We start from the raw sequence: 24,115 nt of genomic DNA, 5'->3' as shown, positions 1-24,115 counted from the left end.
CCGCGCCAGCGGGTCGGATGAGGGGTTTCGCGACGGCAAGTAGCAGCCCTTCACCCGGCCTCTGAGAGACCCCTCATCCGTCAGGCTTCGCCTGCCACCTTCTCCCGCAAGGGGAGAAGGCAGAGGACTACCCCTCCAGCTCCGCCCTTGCCTGCTCCGCCAGGTCGAAGAACCGCCGGCGCACCTCGGCGGCATAGGGGTTGTCGTGTTCGATGGCGCGGAACACCGCCGCGCTGTCGTGGCGGACCATATCCACCCCCTGCATGACCCGCTCGAAACTGGTCGTGGTCATCCGCGTCGGCAGCGGCTCCATGGCCATCAGCACCTTGGCGATCAAATGGGTCAGGCCCTGCACCGTCGCCGCCTCGCGGTCGTGATCCTCCGGCGTGACGACGAAGACCTTCAGGCCCAGCGCCTTGCGGCAGAAGGCGGCCACGTGCCACGCCGCCTTGTCGCCGCGCACCGGACAGACGGCGATGCGCAGACCCGGAATGCCGTCCTTGCCGCTCTGGGGGCCGAACAGGGGATGAGTGCCGACGATTCGGACACCCTCGGGCAGGCCGTCCAGCATCACCTTGGCCGGCTTCACCTTCACCGAGCCGACGTCGAGGATCAGGGCGCCCGGCGTCACATGCGGTGCCATGGCCGCGACCGTTTCCTCCAGAACCCCGACCGGCACGGCCAGCACCACCACCGGACAGGCGGCGGCCTCCGCCAGCGTCGTCAGCCGCGCCAGCCCCTCGCTGTCGCTCGCCGCCGGGTCGTAGGCGAGGATGTCGAACCAGGGCGACAGATGCCGCGCCGTCAGCCGCCCGAAAGCGCCGAAGCCGATCAGGCCAAGCTGGGGCCGGGAGCCGCTCACCCCGCCAGCGTCTCCTGGAACCGAACCGGCTGGCCGTGCGCCTTACCGATCAGTTCGCCGTCCTTCATCACCACTCGACCGCGCACGATGGTGGCCACCGGCCAGCCCGTGGTCTCGAAGCCGTCGAACGGGGTCCAGCCGCAGCGGCTGGCCTGCTGGTCGTGGGAAATGGTCTTCTTCGCCTTCAAATCCACGATGGTCAGGTCGGCGTCATAGCTGACGGCCATCCGCCCCTTGTTGGCCGTGCCGAACACCCGCTGCGCCCCGCCCGAGGTCAGGTCGATGAAGCGTTCCAGCGACAGACGGCCCTGCGCGACGTGGGTCAGCATCAGCGGCACCAGGGTCTGCACCCCCGGCATCCCCGAGGGCGAGGCCGGATAGGGCTTGGACTTTTCTTCCTTGGTGTGCGGCGCGTGGTCCGAGCCCAGCACATCAGCCACCCCCTGCTGCATCCCCCACAGCCACAGGGCGTCGACATGCTCCTGCGACCGGATCGGCGGGTTCATCTGGGCATAGGCGCCGAGCCGCTGATAGGCCTCGGGCGCGACCAGGGTCAGGTGCTGCGGCGTGATCTCGACGGTGGCGACATCCTTGTGGAAGCGCAGGAACTCCATTTCGTCGCGCGTCGTCACGTGCAGGACGTGGATGCGCGCGCCGGTTTCCTTAGCCAGCCCGACCAGACGGCGGGTGGACATGATGGCGCTCTCAGCGTCGCGGACCTCGGGGTGGCTGGTCCAGTCGCCGGTGCGGGCCAGGCTGCGGCGCTCGACCAGTCGGTATTCGTCCTCGGAGTGGAAGGTGGCGCGACGGCGCACGTTCGACAGGACTTTGCGCACCCCCTCATCGTCGGCGATCAGCAGGTCGCCGGTCGAGGCGCCCATGAAGACCTTGACCCCGCAGCAGCCCGGCAGGCGCTCCAGCTCGCCCAGATGCTCGGCGTTCTCATGCGTGCCGCCGACGTAGAAGGCGTGGTCGGTCCACATCCGGTCCCTGGCCCGCACCAGCTTGTCGGCCATGGTGTCGGGATCGGTGGTGTTGGGATTGGTGTTCGGCATCTCGAACACGGCGACGACGCCGCCCAGGGCCGCCGCGCGGCTGCCCGTCTCCAGATCTTCCTTCCACTCCAGACCCGGCTCGCGGAAATGGACCTGGGTGTCGATGACGCCCGGCAGGACGGTCAGGCCCGTGGCGTCGAACACCTCGCCCGCAGACGCTTGCGACAGGTCGCCGATGAAGGCGATGCGCCCGTCGATGACGCCGACGTCCGCCTTGCCGCGTCCCGCGTGGTTGGCGACTTCGCCGCCCCGCACGATCAGGTCATAGGTTTGGGTCATTGGCGCATCTCCTGAGGTCGAGCGCTTATGCGCGCTGTCGCCGGCCGGGGACAAGCCCGAGAGGCTGCCCTCTCCATCGTCATCCCCGGCCCTGTGCCGGGGATCCAGACGCGCGACGCCGAAAGGGAACGCGCGACGCCTCGACTCCACACCGGCGCGTGTCTGGATTCTCGGGACAAGCCCGAGAATGACGAATTCAGGGGCTCGCGAACTAATCCGCCAGTTGCGCCAGCAGCTTCCTCGACGCCTTCAGCACCCGCTCATAGGGCAGGTCCATCATGTGCTGGATGTGCTGGTTCAGGCGCGGGTCCATGTCGGTGAACTCCTGCAGGCTGCGCGGACCGCGCACCGCGGCGCCGGTCCAGGGACGCCGCAGGGTCTCGTCCGAGGGGCCGAACACGCCCACCGCCGGCACGCCCGCCGCCACGGCCAACTGGGTCCACAGCGAGTCCGCGCCCAGATAGAAGCTGGCCCGCGACAGGGCCGCCACCGTCTGCAGCCGCGTCAGCTTGCCTTGCAGTTCGATGACCCGATGGCGCGCCACGGCGAAGCGGATGGTGTGGGCGGAATCCCGGTCGATGTCCTCGCCGACGATCATCAGCCGCCCGCCCGCCAGCGGCCCGTCGTCGGCCAACAGCGGCCCCGCCACCTTGGCGTATCGCTCGGCCGGCCAGCGTTTGCCGACCCAGTCCACGCCCGGCCCGATGGCCAGGATCGGACCCTCGCCCGGCGGGATCAGGGCGTCGGCGGCTTCCTGGGTGTCGCGCCCGACGAACAGCTTGGGCGCCGGAATCTCATCCAGTTGCAGCACGCTCGCCGCCTGCTCGACCAGATGCACGCCCGGCTGCGGCTTGCCCCGCACCGCTCGCTTCTGGCGCCGCAGCTTGCCCGACAGGGTCGAGCCGCGCATGTCGACCACCAGCCCCCAGTTGGTCTCGCGCACCTGGTTCCACAGGGCGATCCAGTCCCAGCGCCCGTCGCGGTCCAGAACGATCAGCCGCTCCAGCCGCGGCGTGTCCGCAAACAGCGGCGCGCTGGCCGGCGAACCGACGACGGTGAAGGTGGCGTGCGGGATGGCCTCGACCAGATGGGCGAGCGTCCCCGACGAGAGGACCGCCTCTTCAGCGTCCGCCTCGGCGATATAGAGGATCGGGAAACGCCCATGCATGAACCGACCCTAGAGGGATTCTCTACGGAATTCAGCGTAGATGCGCCCCTAGACCACAACGGCGCCGGACGGGACGATCAGGCGATGCTTTCCACGATCCCGCCCTCGACGCGCAGGGCCGCCCCCGTCGTCGCGCTGGCCTGCGGCGAGGCGGCGTAAACCGACAGGTTGGCCACCTCTTCCGGCGTGGCGAAACGCCCCAGCAGGGACGAAGGCCGGTTTTCGGCCAGGAAGACGCCTTCCATCTGGGCCGCGTCGATCCCTCGCTTGGCGGCCAGATCGGCCATCATCGCCTCGGCCCCGGCGGTGCGCGTCGGCCCCGGCAGGATGGTGTTGACGGTGACTCCGCTGCCGGCCAGCACCTTGGCCAGACCGCGCGAGACGCCCTGCAGCGCCGCCTTGCTGACGCCGTAGTGGACCATCTCCGTCGGGATGTTCAGCGCGGACTCGCTGGAGATGAACTGGATACGCCCCCATCCACGCGCCTGCATGCCCTTGGCGTAGTGCCGCGACAGACGCACGCCGCTCATCACGTTCACCTGATAGATTTCCAGCCAGGCGTCGTCGTCGATGTCGAAGAAGGGGCGCGCGCCGTAGATGCCGACATTGTTGATGAGGATGTCGACCTCGGGACAAGCGGCGATGATCGCGGCGCAGCCTTCGGCCGTGCCGGGATCGGCGACCACGGCGCCGACGTCGGTTCGGCCGGACGCCAAGCGGATTTGCGCCGCCGCCTCGTCCAGGCGCACCGCCTCGCGGCCGACGATGGTGACCGCGGCCCCCGCCCGGGCCAGTCCTGTGGCGATGGCCAGACCGATCCCGGCGCTGGCCCCTGTGACCAGGGCGGTCTTGCCTTCCAGGTCGATCTTCATCGGCTTCTCCTTGAACTTTGCCGGGCGCGGACATTCGAACCGGCGCCGCCGCGCAATAGCTAGTGTCTCTGTTACGGTTTTGAAGGGCAGCGCCCGGCGATGAGCGCTTCGGAGGCGAATGTCCGCCAGCCGTGCGCTAAACCCCGTCCATGAGCCTTCCCCTTCTGCCTGACCGGACCTGCGGCGGCTGCGTCGAGTGTTGCCGCGTGATCCCGCTGAACCTGCCCGAACTGGCCAAGCCGACGGGGGAGTTGTGCGGCTATTGCGTCGATGGGGCGGGCTGTTCAGTGCATGAAATCAGGCCCCAGACCTGCCGCATCTGGTTCTGCCTATGGCGCGCGGTCGAACTGTCGGACGACTGGCGGCCGGACCGCAGCGGCGTCATCGTGCGGCCGGACGGCGTCGAGCGCGGCGAGATCACCCTCTACGTCGTGCGCCGCTCGGACTTCCTGGCCGGGATGGACTTCTTCGCCACGGTCGCCGGCTGGATCGCCGAGGGGATCGAGGTGGCCCTCAGCGTCCCCGGCCCGGTCGGGACCTATCCGGCCCGGGCCGTCGTCACCGACTGGCTGCGCCCCGCCATCGAGGAGGGCGACCCTCAGGACTTCGTCGCCCGCGTCGTGGCCTCGCTGGACCGGCTGGATCAGCACGACTTCCAGCCGGACGGCGTCACGGCGCGGTATGCGGTGGTGTGATCCTTCTCCCCTTGAGGGAGAAGATGGCAGGCGAAGCCTGACGGACGAGGGGTGTCGGCAGCGCGGTTGAAACCCTGACCTCGCCGTCCAGCCTCCCCTCCTGAACACCGCGCTCACACCCCTCATCCGAGCGCCTCCGGCGCCCACCTTCTCCCTCAAGGGGAGAAGGACTGTCGCAACCGCCTCCCCCTCCCTATCTTGGCCGCATGTCCATCGCTCGCCTCGACAGCCGCGCCCTGATCCGCGTCACCGGCCCTGACGCCCGCCCCTTCCTGCACAACCTGCTGACGCAGGACGTGGAGACGCTCAAACCCGGAGACCTGCGCTTCGGCGCCCTGCTGTCCCCGCCCGGCCGGCTGCTGTTCGACCTCTTCCTGTGGGGCGAGGAGAACGGCGTGGTGCTGGACGTCGCCGCCGAGCGTCGCGGCGCCCTGGTCCAGCGGCTGTCGATGTATCGGCTGCGCTCCAACGTCGAGGTCATGCCCATTCCCGACGCCGTCTTCGTCGCCTGGAAGGAAACCCCCGAAGGCTTCGTCCCCGATCCCCGCCTGCCTGCGCTGGGCGGCCGCCGCTGGGGCGATCAGTGCGAGACGAACGCGACCGAGGTCGACTGGCAGGCGCACCGGCTGGCTTTGGGCGTGCCGGACCCCACGGCGGACACGCTGACCGACAAGACCTATCCGATCGAAGCGGACTTCGACCTGCTGAACGGCATCGACTTCCACAAGGGCTGCTTCATCGGTCAGGAGACGACCTCGCGCATGAAGCGGCGCGGCACGATCAAGAACCGCATGATGGCCATCGTCTTCGACGGCCCCGCCCCAGCGCGCGGCGCCGAGGTGCTGAACGGCGAGCTTCGCGCCGGCGAGGTCATGACCGGGACCGAGGGCCGCGCCATCGCCCTGCTGCGGCTGGACCGTCTGGAGGGCGAATTGACCGTCGAAGGGCGTCCCGTGACTGTCGAACGGCCCGCCTGGCTCCCTGAATTCCAAGGCTAATTTCAGAAATACGGCAAATCTGCTTGTCATGAACGCCGCAACCAAGACGACCGCCGCCGTGGCGCGCCCTCGATGAAGCCGCCCAGCCCCCTGCCCCGCTCTCGTCATCCCGGCCGGAGCCTTTGCGAAGCGAGGCGGAGAGCCGGGACCGCCCAACACGATGACCGTCGGTGTTTCTTGCGGTCCCGGATAGCGGCTGCGCCGCTTCCGGGATGACAGGGCTGGCGAGCGGCGGGACGCCGTTTCCCCCTTGCTTGAACAGAACGTTCCAGCAACATCGACCCATGACCGAATCCGAGAAAGCTGACGGCCGCTGCGGCTGGTGCGGCACGACCGACCCGCTCTACATCGCCTATCACGACGAGGAATGGGGCGTGCCCGAGTACGACCCCCGCGCCCTATGGGAGAAGCTGGTTCTGGACGGGTTTCAGGCCGGCCTGGCCTGGATCACCATCCTGAGAAAGCGCGAGGGGATGCGCGACGCCTTCGACGGCTTCGATCCCGAGATTGTCGCCCGCTACGGCGAGGCGGATAGAGGGCGGCTGCTGGCCGACCCGCGCATAATCCGCTCGGGCGCCAAGATCGACGCCGCCATCAATGGCGCCCGCCTGTGGCTGGACATGAGGGACAACGGCGAAGACTTCTCAGCCTGGCTCTGGTCCTTCGTCGACGGCCAACCGCAGGTGAACCAGTGGACCGACTTCCGCGAGGCCCCGACCCAGACGCCGGAGAGCGTGGCCATGGCCAAGGCGCTGAAGGTGCGCGGCTTCAAATTCTGCGGTCCGGTGATCGTCTACGCCTTCATGCAGGCCGTCGGCATGGTCAACGACCACCAGACGACTTGCTTCCGTCATGGGGAGGTCCGCGCGACGGGCGGATCAGGCGCCGTCGCCAATGTCTGATGGTCGGCGTTGTGCAGCGGTCCGCTCTCGACCCGTTGGCGACGTTGGAATAGTCAGCTTGAGGCACACTGCGTGCGGCTCAGATCATAGCTAGCAAACGCCTTCTCCGCTCCCGCCTCATCCTTCATCACGATGGTCCACGAGGCGGAATCGGGGGTTACCGTCCAGCGGTTCACGAAGGTGGCGTCTGGGTAGATATAGGCGACTTCGAAGCTGTTCGCGCCAACAGATCCCGTCCCAACAGCGGTGAAATCACCGCCGAAACTGTCGGCGAAGAAGGCGGAGATTCCGCCCTGCTTCCGATCTACGGCGGCCCTGCCACCGAAGATCAGATGTGCCGCGTAACGATCTGTGGGGTCAGTTAAGGCGTGGCTGTCAGCTTCGACCAGGAATAGCGCGCCCTCCGTGATCGGCTTGGCCGCCAAGGTGATCGACACCGGCTTGCCCATGACCGATCCTGCGCCTTGCCAGCATCCGGCCAGTGCCAAGACTTCCTGGGGGACAGGCGCCGCGCCAGGTTCCTGTGCATATGCGGAAGTGGTCATCCCTGCGAGCAGGCAGGCAACAGCGCTGACGTACTTCATGTATCCCCCGGAAAGGCAGCTTCGTCGAACAAAGCTTTGCCGCGCCTCTATGGCGCGCCCGACGTCGCCTTTCCACCCCTAGCTGAAGTTCAGCTTGTCCGCTTTACGCCACACCGACGCGACCAGATGACCGGCTTCCGTCACGCGGAGGTTCGTGGCACTGACGCGCGATGAGCCCGCCTAAGCCCGCCGCCGCCAAGATCGTCCGCGCCTTCCCGACGCTGGCGCTGGAAGCCCTGGCGCGCGAGGCGGCTTCAGGCGGTCATGTCTGCGGCGTGGACGAGGCGGGGCGTGGTCCCTGGGCCGGGCCGGTCTCGGCGGCGGCGGTGATCCTGAACCCCGACGACCTGCCCCCGGGCATCGACGACTCCAAGGCCCTGACCGAAAAGCGCCGCGCCGCGCTGGAGGTCGAGATCAAGGCCCGCGCCCTGGCCTGGTGCGTCGGCTTCGCTACGGTGGAAGAGATCGAGGAGCTGAACATCCTGCACGCCACCGGCCTGGCCATGCGCCGCGCGGTCGAGGGCCTGGGCGTCCCGCCCGCCGTAGCGCTGGTGGACGGCAACTATCGCTTCAAACTGCCCTGCGCGGTGACCACCGTGGTCGGCGGCGACGGCCTGTCCCTGTCCATCGCGGCGGCCTCCATCCTGGCCAAGACGGCGCGCGACCGGCTGATGATCGACCTGGACGGACAATATCCCGGCTACGGCTTCGCCAGCCACAAGGGCTACAACGCCCCCATCCATCAACAGGCCCTGAAAACCCTCGGCCCCTGCCCAGCGCATCGCCGCGGCTGGAGCCCGATCAAGGCCTTGTTGGCAGAAGTTTAAAAGCGACCGTCGTCCCGGCCGAAGTTTCGCGGAGCGAGGCGAAGAGCCGGGACCGCCGCACACGCCCCCCCCACGTCTCTAGCAGCCCCATAAAGCGGCTGCGCCGCTTCCGGGATGACGAAATGGGAAGGCGCCTAGACGCCCAGAGCGCCGCCCACCAGCAGGCCCAGGACCAGAACGACCGCGATCACCGCCAGAATGATCGCCCAGTTGGGAAGACCGGTCGAAGTCCGGTGATGGGAAGGCGGACGATGGGCAGGCATACTCATGCCGCCGATAACCCCGACGGCGCAGGAATGTTCCGGCTCAGGCGGCGACGGGCAGGTCGATCGGTTCCTGAGTCACCACAAACAGGTGCTCCACATTGCGCAGCCGCCCGACGGAGCCGACCTTTTCCCCCTTCAGATTGTGGATGCCGATCCGGGCGCCGACGTAGCGGGGCCGCGCGATCTCGACCACCTGAACATGGCCGCGCGCCGACAGCATGGAAGTCAGATCGTCGCGCGACAGATAACCTTCATCGTTGAAGCTGACGATCAGGTTCGGCGTCTTCAGCCGCTCGACCACGGACTGCAACGCCGGGCCGATGCCGGGGCGGCTGTTGAACGGGCTCTTGCGGGTCTTCACGTCCACCCGCTTGTTGGCGATGCCATAGGTCTCGGGCTTGTCCCACAGGATCAAGCTTTCCCAGCAGTGGTAGTTGGCCAGATAGGAATGCTGGTTGTAGGGCGGGTCCAGATAGACGAGGTCGGCCTCGACCTGATCGGCGATCGCCACCGCGTCCCCTTGCGTCGCCTTGCACGGCCCCGCCGCCACGCCGGGCCGCAGGTCCGGCAGCCGCAGCTCCAGCGGCTTCAGCGCCCGCGGCGCCCACTGCTTCATATAGGCCATCTGCAGCCCGGCGGTGGAATCGACACGGTCCGCCGCCTCCATCAGGGCGACCAGAACCACGGCCTTCAGTTCGGGCTCCAGCCCCATCGTCTCAATGCGAGTGCGCATGGCGTCGATGCGAGCGCCGTTATCGGGGTGGAAGAAGCGGGCGTCCTCGCAGAAGGCCTTGGTGAACCAGCCGGCCTGCGGCGCCAGCGTCCGCAGTTCGGCCAGGATGGTTTCGGCCTGCGCCGCCCAGCGTTCACGGTCGGCCTGGACATAGGTCGTCGCCAGCGTGTGGGCATAGGCGTTGTGGTCGTTGGACCAGACGCGGAACCCCTGTCCCTTCAGCGCATGACCGACGCGGGCCGAGCCGGAAAACAGGTCGCAGACCGTCCCGCCGTCCGGCAGGACGGCGCGTACGGCGCCTGTCACATGGCCCAGAAGCGCGCGCTTTGAGCCGATGTATTTGATCATTGATCCCCGTCAGGTCCTGCGGGAGCGTTTTGCTCCTCGTCCAGCGTCACCGTAAGCATGGGCCGGAGCATGGGCCAGACGCAACAGATTCGCGGCCCCCGGCGCGCCGAAAGGCGTTCCGGCCAGGATCAGGATGCGCTGACCCGGCTCGGCCAGGCCATAGATCATGGCGCTTTCGACCGCGTCGTCGGTCAGGCCTTCCAGCGAGGTCGGCTGTTCGCCCAGTCGCGGCTCCAGCCCCCAGACCAGCGACAGACGGCGCGCCGTCTCGGCCTTGGGCGTCAGGGCCAGGACGGGCTGCAAGGGCCGCTCGCGCGACATCCGCCGCGCCGTGCCGCCCAGGGTGGTGAAGACCACCATGCAGGCGGTCGAGGCCGCCTCCGCCGCCTTGCGCGCCGCCGCCACCAGGGCGTCGACGTCGTGGATGTCCATGCCCGCGTGCTCGGCGTCCATCAGGCCCGGCCACAGGGGGTCGCGCTCCACCCGTTCCATGATGCGGTTCATGATCTGCACCGCCTCCATCGGATAGTCGCCCGAGGCCGTCTCCGCCGACAGCATCAGGGCGTCGGCGCCTTCATAGACGGCGTTGGCCACGTCGGACGCCTCGGCCCGCGTCGGGGCCGGCGAACTGGTCATGGATTCCAGCATCTGCGTCGCGACGATGGCGGGCACGCCGCGCTGGCGGGCGGCGCGCAGGATCTTCTTCTGCGCGACCGGCACTTCTTCCGGCTCCATCTCGACGCCCAGATCGCCGCGCGCGACCATGACGCCGTCGCAGTAGTCGAGAATGCTCTCCAGATCGTTCAGCGCCTGGGGCTTCTCAATCTTGGCCATGCAGGCCGCGCGACCGTTCACGATCCGCTTCAGCTCGGCCATGTCCTCGGCCTGCTGCACGAAGCTGAGGGCCACCCAGTCGACGCCGAGGCGCAGCGCAAAGGCCAGGTCCTCGCGGTCCTTGGGCGTCAGGGCCGAGACGGGAATGACGGCCTCGGGCACGGCCACGCCCTTGCGGTCCGACAGCTTGGAGCCGCTCTCGACCGTGACGTCGGCCCATTCGTCGCTGCGCTCGCCGACCCGCAGGCGGATGCGCCCGTCGTCGATCAGCAGCAGCATGCCGGTGCGCAGGGCCTTGAAGATTTCCGGGTGCGGCATCTGCACCCGCGTCTCGTCGCCCAGCGCCGGGTTCAGGTCGAACCTCATCTTGTGGCCCGGCTTGATGGCGATCTCGACGTCGGCGAACCGGCCCAACCGCAGCTTGGGTCCCTGCAGGTCGGCCAGGATGCCCAGCGGGCGTTTCAGCGCCAGCTCGGCGCCGCGCACGGCCTTGAAGGCGGCGGCGTGGTCCTCGTGCGAGCCATGGCTGAAGTTCAGGCGGAAGACATCCACCCCGGCCTGGGCCAGCGCCTTGACGGTCGCGGGCGCACGGCTCGCGGGCCCCAGGGTCGCGACGATGCGCGCGCGGCGGGCTCTGTTCATTGTGTTTCCTCGTGGCTCTAGGGGCCGTCGCCTCGTTTCAGAGGCTTTGAACCCTTGTGCCAATGAAACGCCGGGGACGTAAGACCACGCCCCCGGCCCGAAACACGAGTTTATGAACCGCGAAACACGAAGTTACGGCTTCGGAGCGTCGCAACGCCCCGCGGCGAACTGCGGCAGGTCCATGCAGCGGCCGTCGACTTCGTCCGTCAGCTTGACCCCGATCAGGTGGGCCAGGGTCGGGGCGATGTCGATCGTGCGCATCGGCAGGAACCGCTCCTGACCATTCGCGCCCGGCCACCAGAAGATGATCGGCACGCGGCGGTCATAGTCCCACGGCGAACCGTGGCTGGAGATGGCGTCGCCGATCCGGCCCGGGCCGGTCAGGCCCGGTTGATAGGCGCGCAGGATGTCGGGCGAGCGCCCGGCCACCGCCGACAGACGCAGCCGCTGGCGCAGGCTCAACTCCTCGGGGTTGTCCGAGGCGGGGATGGGCTCGGCCAGAAGTTCGTCGCGCGAAACAGCCAGCGCCACCTGGGGCTCGCCCTTGAGCAGTTCGACGGCGGCGGCCAGCACCTGGCTGCGCAGCGGCTCGGCCAGCGACTTCCTATCCGCGCCGACCACGATCAGCCCGCCCGCCGACGAGACCAGCGGATTGGCGTCAAGGTTGAAGCGCGCCTTCAGCGCCTCATTGACGCGCGGCAACAGGGCGCGGTCCACGCGGCCCGCGGCGGGATAGCCCTCGACCGAGGTGCGCTCGGGAAAGTCCGACCCGCCGTGGTCGGCGGTCAGGACCACGACCACCCCGCCAGGAATGGTCGCCAACTTGTCGAGGAAGACGCCCAGCGCCGCGTCGAGGCGCAGCATCTGCTCGCACATCTCCGGCCCCTGAGTGCCATAGCCGTGGCCGATGCGGTCGGTGGCCGACAGGCTGACGCCCAGCATGTCGGTGACGCCGCGACGCCCCAACTGCTGATTGTCCAGCAGTTCGGCGGCCCCCTCCAGCGTCAGTTCATCGAGGACGGGCGTGCCCTCGATGCTCACGTCCGCCGGCGGCAGGGTCGAGTTGAAGGTCTGGCCGCCGATGACCCACTGGCCTTCCAGACGACGGCAGGCGTCGTGCTGATAAGTCCAGGCGGGCGCATTCCGGCTGAAGCGGTCGATCATCCGCGCGTTCAGCGCCGCCACCGGAGCCAGCTTGGCCTTCGCCGACTGTCCCGGCTCGACGTAGGTGGTGAAGCCGAAACCCTCGGTCATCCAGAAGGCGCCGTCGCCCTTGTGACCGGCCAGGTTGATGGCGCCGCGATCCTTGCCGGAGATGCCGAAGACGCGGCTCCGGGGGCTGACCGCCTTCAACCAGTCACCCAGGGTCGAGGCCTTCAGCATATCAGGGCCGACCGGGCCGTTGTCGGTGTTTTTGCCGTGCGCCAGCGTGTTCTGCGGCGCAGCCAGGCAATAGGTCTCCTGACCCGTCGCGGTGTCGATCCAGTCGTTCGCGGGGATGCCGCTGCGCGCCGGATGGGCGCCGGTCAGGACGGTGGAGTGCCCGGCGCAGGTCACGGTCACGCCATGAGTCTGATAGCCGTTGATCGACACCATGCCCTGATCGGCCAGGGTCTTCAGCCCGCCGGTGAACTGGCCGCGATACTGGTTGAACAGGTTGGCGCTCAACTGATCGACCACGATGGTCACGACCAGAGCGGGCGCGACCCGCTCGGCCGAAGCGGCGCTAGCGGCGGGCTGGGCCGCCTGCTGCGCCATGGCCGGAAGGGCTGCGCCGGCCAGAAGGACGAGCGCCAGGGTCGGGGCCAGAACGCGGCGGAGAATCATGAGGACACCGGGAACATTGAAACGAGCCCGGCGTGACTACCCCCCGGACATGACGGCGCCAAGACGATGCGCCTCGACGCCAAGGATGATACGCTCAAGCTACCGTTAGGGAGCCCCCGCATGAGCCGCGCGATTCACGAAGAAACCCATCTGGTCAGCCGGATCGGCTGGATGCGCGCCGCGGTGCTGGGGGCCAACGACGGCATCGTCTCGACCGCCAGCCTGATCGTCGGCGTGGCGGCGGCGGGCTCGCCCAAGTCCGCCATCCTGGTCGCGGGCGTGGCCGGCCTGGTCGCCGGGGCCATGTCGATGGCGGCGGGCGAATATGTCTCGGTCAGTTCGCAGTCCGATACGGAAAAGGCCGACATCGCCCGCGAGACTGCCGAACTGGCCGCCGATCCCGAGGCCGAACGCCGCGAACTGACCGCCATCTATGTCGGGCGCGGCCTGACGCCGGAACTGGCCCGTCAGGTGGCCGAACAGATGATGGCGCACGACGCCCTGGGCACCCACGCCCGCGACGAACTGGGCATATCCGAGATCACTACCGCCCGGCCGATTCAGGCGGCCCTGACCTCGGCCGCGACCTTCGCCATCGGCGCCGCCCTGCCCCTGATCGCGTTGGCGCTGACGCCGACCGGCTGGATCTCGCCTGTCGTGGCGGCGGCGACGCTGATCTTCCTCGCCCTGCTCGGCGCGCTGGGCGCCAAGGCGGGCGGCGCGGCCAAGCTGAGGCCGGTGGTGCGCGTGGTCTTCTGGGGCGCCGTGGCCCTGGCGGTCACGGCCGGGATCGGCGCCCTGTTCGGGATCGCCGCCTGACGGATGGTGGTGCGAGCGGCGGGGGTCGAACCCGCAAGACCGAAGTCGGCAGATTTTAAGTCTGCTGCGTCTACCAGTTTCGCCACGCTCGCGGTCTTGCTCCCCTAGACCATTTTTGTTTCAGGTCGAATCGACCTGAATTCAAAAAATGGTCCAGCATCATCCTGGAGCGAAATCTAAGCCGAGTTGGACTGCGTCCAACTCAACCGATTTCGCTCTAGTGCGTCGCCTCAGGCGAGGCGGGGCGCATGGCCCGGAAATCCACGTCGGAATCAGCGATCAGGCGCACCAGGGCGGCCCAGGCGGCGACGTTCTGGGTCATCTGCGCCGGGTCGATCTTGTCCAGGGTGTCGTCAGCCGTGTGGTGCAGGTCGAAGTAGCGCGTCCCGTCCTGCGACAGGCCGAAGACCGGCACCCCAGCGCCTGCCAACGGGCCGATATCCACGCCGCCATGCAGTTCCGGCACGTTCGACGGCAGGACGCCCAGCGGACGCAGCACCCGCGCGGCGATCTTGGCGAAGTCCGAGTTCTGAGCGCCGGGCGGAAGGCCCAGGGCATAGACGCGGTCGGCGCCGAAGTCGCTTTCACCCGCGACGATGTGCTTTTCCACGCCCGCGCCGATGTTGCGCAGATAGGCGCCGCCGCCGTTGCCGGTGTCGGTCGGCTGGGCCACCTCTTCCGATCCATAGAGGACCACGCGCACGGTGCGGGCCGGACGGCCCTGTTCGGCGATCAGCTTGGCCGCGGCCAGGGTAATGGCGCCGCCCGCCGCGTCGTCGATGGCCCCGGTGCCCAGATCCCAGCTGTCCATGTGCGAACCCAGGACGATGATCTCGTCCGGCCGGGTCGCCCCGACGATGTCGCCGATCACGTTCTGGCTGCGCGTCTCATAGGTATGGGCGGTGGATTTCAGGCGCAGCCGCACCGGCTCGCCCATCTTCACCAGCCGCGCGATCTGATCGGCGTCCGGCGCGCTCAGCGCGAAGGCCGGCAGCGGCACCTTGCCTTCGACATAGCGGGTGGTGCCGGTGTGCGGCATGCGATGTTCGTCCGAACCGGCCGAGCGCATGACGAAGGCCAGGGCGCCGCGCTTGGCCGCCTCGGTCGGCCCGTTGCCGCGAATGCGCGACAGGGAGCCGTAGCCCGAGCCGTCCTGCATCCGCACCATCTGGCCGCCGTCGACCAAGGCGATCTTGCCCGCCAGCGAACCCGCGGGCGCGGCCATCAGGGCCTCCAGACCGTCGAAGAAGACGATATCGGCCTCAATGCCTTTGGCGGGCGTGGGCAGCGAATGGCCCAGGGCGGCGACGACCAGCCGTTGCGGGCGCGCGCCCAGCAGTTCGGCGCTTTCCTCGCCCCGCTCCCAGCCGACCAGCGGGAACTGTTCGATGCGGACGTTCTGGAAGCCGTGGGCGCGCATATAGTCGGCGGCCCAGTCGGCGGCCGCCTGTTCCGCGTGCGAGCCCGCCGGACGCGGGCCGAAACGGGTGGTGATCTGGGTGACGTAGTCGAGGGCGATGTTCGACTGCAGCGCCTGATCGCGCGCCTGTTCGGCGGCGCGAACGGTCTTGGCGTCCTGGGCCAGAACAGGGGTGGAGATGAGGCCCAGCGCCAATGCGCTGGCGGCCATCAGACGGGCGTTGAACGACAAGAGAGCGCCTCCCAGACTCAGAAATGAGGCGGGACCCTAGCGGGCGAAGCCTGCGACCGAAAGCCTCAGCTTTTGCCGAAGGGACGGGGAACTGACGCGGCCGCACATTCTATTCGTCATTCTCGGCCTTGTGCCGAGAATCCAGAAACGCAGCCTCTGAAACCTTGGGCGCGGCGCGAACCACGGGACGCCGGCGAGTGTCTGGATCCCCGGGACAAGCCCGGGGATGACGGAGAGAGGGAGCCGACGAACAGCATCCCCGCCTCGGTAGAATTCACTCGCCCTTGAGGAAGGGCTCGACCGGGCCTTGCAGCTTGACGGTCAGGGCCTTGCCGCGACGGTCGACGCGGTTGCCGACGGCCAGACGGACCCAGCCTTCCGAGACGCAGTATTCCTCGACGTTGGTCTTTTCCTCGCCCTTGAACAGGATGCCGATGCCGCGCGCCAGCAGGTCGGCGTCGTGGAAGGGGCTGTCGGGATCGACCGAAAGGCGGTCAGGCAGGACGTCGGACATGGGATGGTCTCGCGAAAATCGAAGCGCGCTGAATAGCCGCGCGCGGCCGGGATGCCAACCGCGCCTTTCTTCGGCGCGGCGTTGCTACTGAACCGATTGGCGCGCGGCGACCGGCTGCGGGGCGTCTGCGGCGGGCGGCGTATAGGCGCGCGGACCGGCTTCGGCGGGGGCGGCGGCGGGCGCGGCGGTCTTGGCCGCCGGACGGGCGGCCGGGCGTTGGGCCGGACGCGCGGCAGGGCGAGGTGCGGGCTGGGCGGCGGCGGGCTGCACGGCTGGGGTCGGCGCGGGGGTCGCGGCTGACGCCGGAGCCGCCGCCGGAACGACGGCCGGAGGCGCAGCCGGCGCGCCCGCCGTCGCGGCGGCGGCGCGGGCCGCGTACTGCTGCGCCTGGAAGCGCTTGGCCAGCTTCTCGGTCAGTTCGCGGGCGCCCGCGGGGGGCATCTGGGCCATGATGGCGGCCAGGGTCCGGGGCCGCATGGCGGCGGCGACCGGCAGGCGAACCGAGTCGTCCAGGGTGTTGAACACCGCCGCAGCCTCCTTGGGCCGCATGGCGGAATAGACGGCGACCAGACGGTCGTTCTCGGCCTTTTCCTTCTCGTCGACCTGACCGACCAGGGTCGCGATCTCGCCCTTGAGGGCTTCCAGCGCCTGCAGCTTGGCGTCCAGCTTCTGCTCGGCGGCGACCATCAGCGGCAGGGTGGTGGCGAAGTCGGCGTCGCGGGCGTCCAGGGCGTCGCGGCGCTTGGACAGGGACTGGATGATGCGCAGTTCAGCCGGGGAAATGCCCGCCTGCTGGGCCAATTGTTCCGGCGTCAGGGCGCAGACGGCGGGCGCGGGCTTGGCCGCCGCCGTCCCGCCGCCCTCGCCGGGCGCCTCGGCGGTCACGGCGTCCTGGGCCCAGGCGGTCGCGCCCTGGAACAGTTCCGGCGCCACGCCCGCCGCGCGCACGGCCACGACCCCGCCGATGGCGATGGCGATCAGGGGCAGAAGGCGGGGCAGCTTGCTCATGGGCGGTACTCGGAAATAAAATGGCGCCCCTCAAGTCGTCCGACGCCGCGCGTCGGACATAGGGGCCCAAAAAGCATCATGCGGCGAAAAGATCTTCGTCCAGACTACGACGGGCGCGGTTTAGGCACTGTTGCGCAGCGTGGTTAGCGGCGAGGGCCTGCATCACCGGAGCGAAGCGATCGGCGGCGGCCGGCGCCGGCGGCGCAGGGCGAGCGGCGGGGGCCTTCATGACAGCGCGAGCGCCCTCGATCCGTTCCATCAGCGACGCCATGCGACGGGCGCGGGACTCGTCGTCCAGCAGAGGGGCGACCGCCGAAGCCGGGACCTTCAGCTCCAGGGGCGGCTCCGGGTGGACCTCCGGTTGCGGCGGCGCGGCTGACCGCGAAGGCAGACCGGCGGGGGCGCGGGCGATCAGCACTTCCAGCTCCTGCTTCACCGCGCGGGCCTTGATGATCCGGTCGTGCAGCAGGTCGGTCTCCTGACCTGAGGCGCGCAGGGTGGCCAGGGCTTGTTCGGCGCGACCGGCGGCCGAGTTCAGCTCGCTCACGGCGCCGGCGAAAGCCAGCTGTCCCTCGCGCAGGGCCTTGAGCTTCTTCTCCAGCTTGATGCCGTAGCCGATGGCCGCGACCAGCAGCAGCATGAGGATGGAATCGAGAATGATGCCGGTCATGTCAGCGTTTCCCTCTGCCCAGGTTGGAAGCGATATCGGGGTTGATCGGGCCTTCGACCCGCACGGCGATATGCTGGCCTCTGCGGCCCATCTTGCCGGTCGTCAGCGGAATGGTGCCGGCCCGGATCGACACTTCGCAGTCCGGTGAAACGTTCAGCATCAGGGTGTCGCCGACCTTGAAATCCAGCACCTTGGACAGGGGGATCTGCTGCTCGTCCAGCACGCAGCGGACCTCGGTCTCCGTGGTCCAGAGCTCGGTGGCCAAGTGGCCTTCCCAGATGTTGTCGCGGCCGAACTTCTCGCCCATGAACTGCTGCAGCAGCATCTTGCGAATGGGCTCCAGCGTCGAATAGGGCAGCAGCAGTTCGACCCGCCCGCCCCGGTCTTCCATGTCGATGCGCAGCTTGACCAGGATGGCGGCGTTGGCCGGGCGCGCGATGGCGGCGAAGCGCGGATTGGTCTCCAGCCGGTCCAGGTTGAAGTGAACCGGCGTCAGCGGTTCGAAGGCCTGGCGCGCGTCGTTCAGGATGACCTCGACCATCCGCTGCACCAGCACCCGTTCGATGGTGGTGTAGGGCCGGCCCTCGATCCGCAGGGCCGCCGTGCCGCGACGCCCGCCCAGCAGGACGTCCACAATCGAATAAATGAGATTGGAATCGACCGTCAGCAGGCCGTAGTTGTCCAGTTCCTCGGCGCGGAACACCGCCAGAATGGCCGGCAGCGGGATCGAGTTCAGATAGTCGCCGAAGCGGATCGACGAGATTGTGTCGAGGCTGACCTCGACGTTGTCCGAGGTGAAATTCCGCAGGCTGGTCGTCATCAGCCGCACCAGGCGGTCGAAGACGATCTCGAGCATCGGCAGACGCTCGTAGGACACCAGCGCCGAGTTGATGATGGCGCGAATGCCGCTGCGCTCGCCATCGTCGCCGTCGCCCATGTCGAAGCCCAGCAGGCTGTCGATCTCGTCCTGGTTCAGCACGCGCTCGGACAGGGCCGCGCCCGCGTCGGGCTCGCCGCCGAAGGGATCCAGTTCGTTCTCGGCCGCCAGGGTGTCGGTCATGCCTACTGCACCAGCATTTCTTCGATCAGCACGGCGTCCACCTTGCCCGGCGCGGCGATCAGGTTGACCCGGCGTAGGATCTCGGCGCGCAGCTGATAGGAGCCGGCCGATCCGGCCAGATCCTCAGGCCGCAGTTCGCGCAGGAAGCCCTGGAACATGTCCTGCAGCCGCGGGGCCTCGCTCTGCAGATGGGCCGCCAGGGCGGCGTCCTTCATCTCCAGCGTCAGCTTCAGCTTCAGATAGGTCGGACGTCCGTCCGTCGACTGAATGTTCACGATCATGTCGGGCAGGGTGTAGAAGGTGACGCCGTCAGGTCCGGGCGCGATCTTGCCCAGCGACGGGTCGGCCGCGCCGCCCTCGCCGCCGCCGTGCTCGCCGCCCTTCTTCGCAGCCTTCTCGTCCTTCTTCGCAGGCCCGCCATGGTCGGCGCCCGCTTCGGCCTCGGCCGGCTTGGGCTTCATCAGAAGGAAGGCCGCCGCCCCGCCGCCGCCCAGCACGACCAGGGCCGCCGGGATGATGATGAACAGCAGGGGCATCTTCTTCTTGGCGGGCGCGCCCTCGCCGCCCTCGCCGTCGGACACGGCGGGCAGGTTGGCGTCGTCGCCGCCCGGCGTCGCATCTTTCTTCTTGCCCAGCTTGAGCTTCAGCATCCGCACGTCGCCCCGATCCTCACAGCCTTCCTGATGAGGCGTTTTTGGTTAACGAGGCGTTTACAATCGGCAAATCCTGCCGGGCGCCGCAGGGGGTGAAACCGCTCAAACCCCCATTCCGCCTGGATTAACCCTGTTGGCACGGTCGTTGCGACGAGAGGGGCGAAGGAGCCGCACTCGTGGAAAACGCCGCCTACATCGGATTGTCACGCCAGATGACGCTGCGCCGCGAGCTGGACATCGTGGCCAACAACGTCGCCAACGCCGACACCACCGGATTCAAGGTCGAACAGCTGATGGTCGGGACCGAGATTGGTCCGCGCGCCCGCAACGACAACATCCGCCCCTCGGCCAGCTTCGTCCTGGACAAGGGTGTGGGCCGCGACTTCGGCCAGGGCTCGATGAAGCAGACGGGCCGCACCCTGGACTTCGCCATCGAGGGCGAAGGCGCCTTCTTCACCGTGCAGACGCCGACGGGCCCGGCCTATACCCGCGACGGCGGCTTCACCACGGACGCCGAAGGCAGGCTGACGACCAAGCAGGGCCTGCCGGTTCTGGCTGACGGCGCCGAGATCGTCCTCGACCCCCAGCGCGGCCCGGTCAGCGTGGGCCAGGACGGCACCATCAGCCAGCAGGGTCTGCCGGTCGGCCGCCTGAACGCCGTGCGCTTCGACGCCCTGTCGGTGCTGCAAAAGAGCGGCGACGGGCTTTACCGCAACGCCTCCAACACCCAGCCGCAGGCCGCGCCCGACGTGCAGATCCGCCAGGGGATGCTGGAAGGGTCGAACGTCAACACCCTGCTGGAAATCACCAATCTGATCGAGATCAGCCGCGCCTACGAGCGCATCTCGAAGATGATCGAGAACACCAACGACCTGTCGCGCCGCTCGGTCGAGCGGCTGGGCCGGGTCGGCTAGAAGGAACGCTGAACGATGCGCGCTCTCAGAACCGCCGCCTCCGGCATGCTGGCCCAACAGCTGAACGTCGAGGTCATCTCCAACAACATCGCCAACATGAACACGGTCGGCTTCAAGCGTCAGCGAGCCGAGTTCCAGGACCTGCTGTACCAGAACGTCGAGCGCATGGGGGCCCAGTCGTCGACCCAGGGCACCGTCGTTCCGACCGGCATCCAGATCGGCGCGGGCGTCAAGGCCGGCAGCGTCTATCGCATCACCGAGCAGGGCAGCCCCAGCCACACCGGCAACACCTATGACGTGGCCATCGACGGCAAGGGCTATTTCCAGATCACCCTGCCCTCGGGCGAGATGGCCTACACCCGCGCCGGCAATTTCTCGGTCAACGGCGAGGGGCAACTGGTCACCGACGACGGCTATGCGGTCGAGCCGGCCATCACCATCCCTCAGGACGCCATCGACGTCTCCATCTCCAAGTCGGGCCAGGTCCAGGTCACGACCCAGGGCCAGAGCACGCCGCAGGTGGTGGGTCAGCTGGAGCTGGCGACCTTCTTCAACGAGGCCGGTCTGGAAGCCATCGGCGACAACCTGCTGCTGGAGACCGCCGCCTCGGGCGCGGCGACCGTGGGGGCGCCGAACGAACCGGGCTTCGGTTCGCTGATGCAGGGCTATACCGAAGCGTCCAACGTGGATGCGGTCAGCGAGATCACCGCCCTGATCGTGGCCCAGCGCGCCTATGAGATGAACTCCAAGGTCATCAAGACCGCCGACGAAATGCTGTCCGTCTCGGCCCAGGTGAAGAACTAGGTCATGGGCATGATCCGTCTCCTCGGCCTGACCCTTCTCGCCGCCGCCCTCGCCGGTCCAACCCTGGCCGGCCCCGTCAGCCTGCTGCCCGATCCGACGGACGACGACGGTCGCGTCACCCTGGGCGAGTTGTTCGACGACGCGGGCGCCGCCTCGGGCGTCGTGGTCGGTCAGCGCACCGGCGCGACCGCCGTCTTCGATGCCGCCCAGATTCAGGCGGCCACCCGCCGCGCCGGTCTGGAATGGAGCAATCCGCAGGGCCTGCGCCGCATCGTCGTGCGCGCCGGAACGGGCGGGGCCCTGCCCGCCGAAGCCTCCGCCCGCCCCGCGGTCGCCAGTGTTGGGGCCAGCGCGGCTTCGCGACCCGGCGCCACGGTCGAGGTCCTGACCTACGCCCGCAGCCTGGCCGCCGGCGACATCGTGCAGCCGTCCGACGTCGTCTGGTCCGTGGTTCAGGCGCATCAGGCCCCGGCCGGCGGTCCCCAGGACGCCGATCAGGTTGTCGGCCTGTCGGCCAAACGGCCCTTGCGCGCTGGCGCCGCCGTCGCCAGCCGCGACCTGGCCTCGCCCCAGGTCATCGCCCGCAACGACATGGTCGAAGTCGCCTACATCGCCGGCGGCGTCGAACTGACTGTCACCGGCAAGGCCGTCCGCAACGCCTCGGCCGGCGAGGCGGTGCCGGTGCTCAACGTCCAGTCCGGCCGCACCATCGACGCCGTCGCCGTCGCCCCTGGTCGGGCCGTGGCCGGCCCCGCCGCCGCCGCCGCCCGCGCCAACCCGCAACAGTTCGCCGCCCGCTGAGAGCGCAGAAAGATCCTGTCATGCGTAAAGCCCTGATCCTCGCCGCCGCCGTCTCTGCCCTGTCCCTGGGCGCCTGCTCCACCGCCATCGAGGCGGTGAAAGGTCCCCAGTTGGCCCCCATCGGCTATCCCTCCGCCCTGGTCCCGGTCGAGCAGGCCTACCTGCCCGAACCGACCCCGGCCTCCGCCAACAGCCTGTGGCGCACGGGCGCGCGCAGCTTCTTCGGCGACCAGCGCGCGCGCCGCGTCGGCGACATCCTGACGGTCAACATCGACATCAACGACCGCGCCCAGACCCAGAACACGACCCAGCGCTCGCGTTCCAACAGCGCCTCGGGCGGCGTCACCAACTTCTTCGGCCTGGAGAACAGCCTGGGCCGCGCCTTCCCCGGCGGCTTCGACCCGGCCAAGATGGTCGGCACCGAGGGCGAGGCCAACGCCGCCGGTTCGGGCAGCGTCAACCGCTCGGAACGCGTCAACCTGACCGTCGCCGCCGTGGTCACCGCCGTCATGCCCAACGGCAACATGGTCATCCAGGGTCGGCAGGAAGTGCGCACCAACCGTGAGGTCCGCGAACTGACCGTCGCCGGCATCGTGCGGCCCGAGGACATCTCTTCGGCCAACACCATCGCCCACACCCAGATCGCCGAGGCGCGCATCAGCTACGGCGGTCGCGGCGACATCAGCCGGATGCAGGCCACCCCGGCGGCTCAGTCCCTGGTGGAGCGTTTCAGCCCCTTCTGACCCGCGTTCGATGAGGCGTGTGATTCCGGCGACAGGCGGTCACGGAATCGCGCGCGGCCAAGCGGGGCGGTGAACCCTTAACAAGCGACCCGCGTTTGCCCTGTCGAACGCGAGTGATTTGTAATGTTGAAGTCCCTGCTTCCCGCCGCCGCCGCCCTGGGTCTCGCCGCCCTGGCCGGGCAAGGCCTGACCAGTGCCCCCGCCGCCCCGGAAGAAGGCGCGGTCGGATGGCATCTGTTGCGTGAAGGAACGATGGCCAAGCTGGCTTACGGCCTGGCGGATTCAGACGAGGTGGCGCTGATGCTGACCTGCTCGCCCGGCGACCGGACGGCGGTGGTCTATGGCGATTCCCAGCCGCGCAGCCCCGCCCTGACGCCCGTCTCCCTGGGGCCGCAGCCGATCGATCCCCTGTCCGACGGCGAAGCCTTCGAGGCCCGTCTGCCCCTGACCGACGCGGCCCTGACCGGTCTGGCGCGCGGCGGGCGCATGGCGGTGCAGACCGAGGCCGGCGACCGGGAATTGCGGGCGACGCGCGCGGAGCGCCGCATGGTTCAAAGCTTTCTCGGCTATTGCGCTTCCAGCCACGCCTGATCAAAGTCCGCCCGAACCATTCAGCGGGGGCTGAACCATGACCGCCTTGCTGGGGCTTGCGCTCGCCCTGACCTTGCAGACCACGCCGCCGTCTGCGGCCCCGGGCTGGACCTGGACGCTTTATTCCGGCGACGGCCCTCTGGTGCTGGCCAACGAGATTCCCGACACCCCGCGCCTGCGCACCACGCTGGAATGCGCCCCGGGCTCCAGCATCGTGCGGCTGACCCTCTATGACGTCCCTTCGACCGACGGCTACGCCACCGTCACCGCCGGGGCCGCCGTCACCAATACCGAGATCCGCGCCCGCCGCGGCCAGCTTCAAACCATGCTGCGCGCCGACCACCCGGTCTTCACCGCCTTCATGGCCAGCGGCAAGCTGGAGATCACAGTCGGCGAACAGTCATCGGCGGTGGAGATCGATCGGGCGAATCTGTCCAAGCTGCGTCGGTTCGCCGAACTTTGCACTGGCTAGGATTCCCCATGCGTCCCGTTGTCTGGATCGCCCCCGCTCTCGCGGCGCTCGCCCTTTCGGCCTGCGCGCCGACGGTGAAGTCCAACCTGATCGCCGCCTCCAGCGGGGCGCCCGTCGCCACGCCCGGCTACGACTGGCACCTGAACGAGGACGCCGACGAAGCCAGCCTGTCCTACGGCGTGGCCGACACCGACGACGTGCCGCTGGACCTGTCCTGCCGTCCCGGCTCGGGCGCCCTGCAGATTTTGCAGACCGTGGCGGCGGGCCATCCCCGCGTGATCGGGCTGGAGTCGGGCGGCGACACGGAATCCTATCCCGCCAAGGCCGAACCCTCGGCCCTGCAGGACGGGCTGGACCTGACCGCCGCCGCCCGCGCCTCGGACCCGGTCTTCCTGCGCTTCCGCCAGTTGGGCTGGCTGGCGGCCTATGGCCCCGACTACCGCACCCCCTTCGTGGCCCAGCGCGGATCGACCAAACGGATCGACCGCTTCTTCGCCCTCTGCGGCTGAGGCCCGCCGAACAG

Annotated in this window: 27 protein-coding genes and 1 tRNA gene; 12 read left to right on the top strand and 16 right to left on the bottom strand. The window is 68.7% G+C overall.

The genetic code is table 11. The annotated features are described in order from the left end of the window. Window positions 1–127: 127 nt before the first annotated feature. From AC1DJ5_RS06840 to AC1DJ5_RS06825, 4 genes are all read right to left on the bottom strand, one after another. Window positions 128–862, bottom strand: a complete 735-nt coding sequence (locus tag AC1DJ5_RS06840) for a prephenate dehydrogenase/arogenate dehydrogenase family protein (RefSeq protein WP_477020095.1) — start codon at window positions 860–862, stop codon at window positions 128–130. Further along, complete coding sequence (locus AC1DJ5_RS06835; protein ID WP_477020094.1) at window positions 859–2,196, bottom strand: dihydroorotase; 1,338 nt, start codon at window positions 2,194–2,196, stop codon at window positions 859–861. The genes AC1DJ5_RS06840 and AC1DJ5_RS06835 overlap by 4 nt, the downstream gene beginning before the upstream one ends. A 211-nt stretch (window positions 2,197–2,407) precedes the next feature. Continuing rightward, window positions 2,408–3,364, bottom strand: coding sequence for a glycosyltransferase family 9 protein (locus AC1DJ5_RS06830; protein ID WP_477020093.1), 957 nt, complete (start codon window positions 3,362–3,364; stop codon window positions 2,408–2,410). 77 nt (window positions 3,365–3,441) lie between these two features. Then, the gene (locus AC1DJ5_RS06825) at window positions 3,442–4,236 is read right to left on the bottom strand and encodes an SDR family NAD(P)-dependent oxidoreductase (RefSeq protein WP_477020092.1); all 795 of its coding nucleotides are present in this window, start codon (window positions 4,234–4,236) and stop codon (window positions 3,442–3,444) included. Between the two features lie 149 nt (window positions 4,237–4,385). Between AC1DJ5_RS06825 and AC1DJ5_RS06820 the strand changes: the two genes are divergently transcribed. From AC1DJ5_RS06820 to AC1DJ5_RS06810, 3 genes are all read left to right on the top strand, one after another. After that, window positions 4,386–4,931 (top strand): hypothetical protein, encoded by a 546-nt coding sequence (locus AC1DJ5_RS06820; protein WP_441456401.1) that lies wholly within the window; start codon window positions 4,386–4,388, stop codon window positions 4,929–4,931. Between the two features lie 206 nt (window positions 4,932–5,137). Continuing rightward, window positions 5,138–5,929, top strand: coding sequence for a CAF17-like 4Fe-4S cluster assembly/insertion protein YgfZ (ygfZ, locus tag AC1DJ5_RS06815; protein WP_477020091.1), 792 nt, complete (start codon window positions 5,138–5,140; stop codon window positions 5,927–5,929). Between the two features lie 284 nt (window positions 5,930–6,213). Next, window positions 6,214–6,831: a DNA-3-methyladenine glycosylase I gene (locus AC1DJ5_RS06810; RefSeq protein ID WP_477020090.1), complete on the top strand. Its 618-nt coding sequence runs from the start codon at window positions 6,214–6,216 to the stop codon at window positions 6,829–6,831. 53 nt (window positions 6,832–6,884) lie between these two features. Here AC1DJ5_RS06810 and AC1DJ5_RS06805 read toward each other — a convergent pair whose 3' ends face one another. Further along, the gene (locus AC1DJ5_RS06805; RefSeq protein WP_477020089.1) at window positions 6,885–7,415 is read right to left on the bottom strand and encodes a hypothetical protein; all 531 of its coding nucleotides are present in this window, start codon (window positions 7,413–7,415) and stop codon (window positions 6,885–6,887) included. A 170-nt stretch (window positions 7,416–7,585) separates the two neighbouring features. Between AC1DJ5_RS06805 and AC1DJ5_RS06800 the strand changes: the two genes are divergently transcribed. After that, entirely contained in the window at window positions 7,586–8,242 is a 657-nt protein-coding gene (locus AC1DJ5_RS06800; RefSeq protein WP_441456405.1) for a ribonuclease HII, read from the top strand. Window positions 8,243–8,376: 134 nt separating this feature from the next. Here AC1DJ5_RS06800 and AC1DJ5_RS06795 read toward each other — a convergent pair whose 3' ends face one another. From AC1DJ5_RS06795 to AC1DJ5_RS06780, 4 genes are all read right to left on the bottom strand, one after another. Continuing rightward, a complete protein-coding gene (locus AC1DJ5_RS06795; RefSeq protein ID WP_441456406.1) occupies window positions 8,377–8,511 on the bottom strand; it encodes a hypothetical protein in 135 nt (44 codons plus the stop codon). A gap of 37 nt (window positions 8,512–8,548) precedes the next feature. Continuing rightward, the gene (locus AC1DJ5_RS06790) at window positions 8,549–9,589 is read right to left on the bottom strand and encodes a DNA adenine methylase (protein WP_441456407.1); all 1,041 of its coding nucleotides are present in this window, start codon (window positions 9,587–9,589) and stop codon (window positions 8,549–8,551) included. 9 nt (window positions 9,590–9,598) lie between these two features. Continuing rightward, window positions 9,599–11,065: a pyruvate kinase gene (gene pyk, locus AC1DJ5_RS06785; protein WP_441456408.1), complete on the bottom strand. Its 1,467-nt coding sequence runs from the start codon at window positions 11,063–11,065 to the stop codon at window positions 9,599–9,601. Window positions 11,066–11,197: 132 nt separating this feature from the next. Further along, entirely contained in the window at window positions 11,198–12,892 is a 1,695-nt protein-coding gene (locus AC1DJ5_RS06780; RefSeq protein WP_477020088.1) for an alkaline phosphatase family protein, read from the bottom strand. Window positions 12,893–13,012: 120 nt separating this feature from the next. Between AC1DJ5_RS06780 and AC1DJ5_RS06775 the strand changes: the two genes are divergently transcribed. Beyond that, window positions 13,013–13,711, top strand: coding sequence for a VIT1/CCC1 transporter family protein (locus AC1DJ5_RS06775; protein WP_477020087.1), 699 nt, complete (start codon window positions 13,013–13,015; stop codon window positions 13,709–13,711). Between the two features lie 7 nt (window positions 13,712–13,718). On the opposite strand, the gene AC1DJ5_RS06770 is transcribed toward AC1DJ5_RS06775, so the two are convergent. The 7 genes from AC1DJ5_RS06770 to AC1DJ5_RS06740 form a co-directional block, all read right to left on the bottom strand. Further along, window positions 13,719–13,803, bottom strand: a tRNA-Leu gene (locus AC1DJ5_RS06770). Window positions 13,804–13,928: 125 nt separating this feature from the next. Beyond that, on the bottom strand, window positions 13,929–15,341 hold the full coding sequence (locus AC1DJ5_RS06765; protein ID WP_477020172.1) for a M20/M25/M40 family metallo-hydrolase: 1,413 nt from the start codon (window positions 15,339–15,341) through the stop codon (window positions 13,929–13,931). A 295-nt stretch (window positions 15,342–15,636) separates the two neighbouring features. Beyond that, window positions 15,637–15,876 carry a DUF3297 family protein gene (locus tag AC1DJ5_RS06760; RefSeq protein ID WP_441456412.1) on the bottom strand — a complete coding sequence of 80 codons (240 nt, stop codon included), beginning with the start codon at window positions 15,874–15,876 and terminating at the stop codon, window positions 15,637–15,639. Between the two features lie 84 nt (window positions 15,877–15,960). Beyond that, entirely contained in the window at window positions 15,961–16,884 is a 924-nt protein-coding gene (locus AC1DJ5_RS06755) for a MotE family protein (protein ID WP_477020086.1), read from the bottom strand. Between the two features lie 76 nt (window positions 16,885–16,960). Continuing rightward, the gene (locus AC1DJ5_RS06750; RefSeq protein ID WP_477020085.1) at window positions 16,961–17,554 is read right to left on the bottom strand and encodes a DUF6468 domain-containing protein; all 594 of its coding nucleotides are present in this window, start codon (window positions 17,552–17,554) and stop codon (window positions 16,961–16,963) included. A 1-nt stretch (window position 17,555) separates the two neighbouring features. Continuing rightward, window positions 17,556–18,614, bottom strand: a complete 1,059-nt coding sequence (fliM, locus tag AC1DJ5_RS06745; RefSeq protein WP_441456165.1) for a flagellar motor switch protein FliM — start codon at window positions 18,612–18,614, stop codon at window positions 17,556–17,558. A gap of 2 nt (window positions 18,615–18,616) precedes the next feature. Then, the gene (locus tag AC1DJ5_RS06740) at window positions 18,617–19,264 is read right to left on the bottom strand and encodes a flagellar basal body-associated FliL family protein (RefSeq protein WP_477020171.1); all 648 of its coding nucleotides are present in this window, start codon (window positions 19,262–19,264) and stop codon (window positions 18,617–18,619) included. Window positions 19,265–19,443: 179 nt separating this feature from the next. Between AC1DJ5_RS06740 and flgF the strand changes: the two genes are divergently transcribed. The 7 genes from flgF to AC1DJ5_RS06705 all read left to right on the top strand — a co-directional run bounded on the left by flgF (window position 19,444) and on the right by AC1DJ5_RS06705 (window position 24,101). Beyond that, window positions 19,444–20,181 (top strand): flagellar basal-body rod protein FlgF, encoded by a 738-nt coding sequence (gene flgF / locus AC1DJ5_RS06735; protein WP_477020084.1) that lies wholly within the window; start codon window positions 19,444–19,446, stop codon window positions 20,179–20,181. Window positions 20,182–20,196: 15 nt separating this feature from the next. Further along, the gene (flgG, locus tag AC1DJ5_RS06730; RefSeq protein ID WP_441456162.1) at window positions 20,197–20,985 is read left to right on the top strand and encodes a flagellar basal-body rod protein FlgG; all 789 of its coding nucleotides are present in this window, start codon (window positions 20,197–20,199) and stop codon (window positions 20,983–20,985) included. A 9-nt stretch (window positions 20,986–20,994) separates the two neighbouring features. Continuing rightward, complete coding sequence (flgA, locus tag AC1DJ5_RS06725; protein ID WP_477020083.1) at window positions 20,995–21,786, top strand: flagellar basal body P-ring formation chaperone FlgA; 792 nt, start codon at window positions 20,995–20,997, stop codon at window positions 21,784–21,786. A gap of 20 nt (window positions 21,787–21,806) precedes the next feature. Beyond that, a complete protein-coding gene (gene flgH / locus AC1DJ5_RS06720) occupies window positions 21,807–22,529 on the top strand; it encodes a flagellar basal body L-ring protein FlgH (RefSeq protein WP_477020082.1) in 723 nt (240 codons plus the stop codon). Between the two features lie 123 nt (window positions 22,530–22,652). Then, on the top strand, window positions 22,653–23,120 hold the full coding sequence (locus AC1DJ5_RS06715; RefSeq protein ID WP_441456159.1) for a hypothetical protein: 468 nt from the start codon (window positions 22,653–22,655) through the stop codon (window positions 23,118–23,120). Window positions 23,121–23,157: 37 nt separating this feature from the next. Then, window positions 23,158–23,592: a hypothetical protein gene (locus AC1DJ5_RS06710; protein WP_441456158.1), complete on the top strand. Its 435-nt coding sequence runs from the start codon at window positions 23,158–23,160 to the stop codon at window positions 23,590–23,592. Between the two features lie 8 nt (window positions 23,593–23,600). Then, window positions 23,601–24,101, top strand: coding sequence for a hypothetical protein (locus AC1DJ5_RS06705; protein ID WP_441456157.1), 501 nt, complete (start codon window positions 23,601–23,603; stop codon window positions 24,099–24,101). Window positions 24,102–24,115 lie beyond the last annotated feature (14 nt).

Source organism: Brevundimonas sp. 01N35 (assembly GCF_056399785.1).
This window is presented reverse-complemented; position numbering and strand designations above follow the sequence as displayed.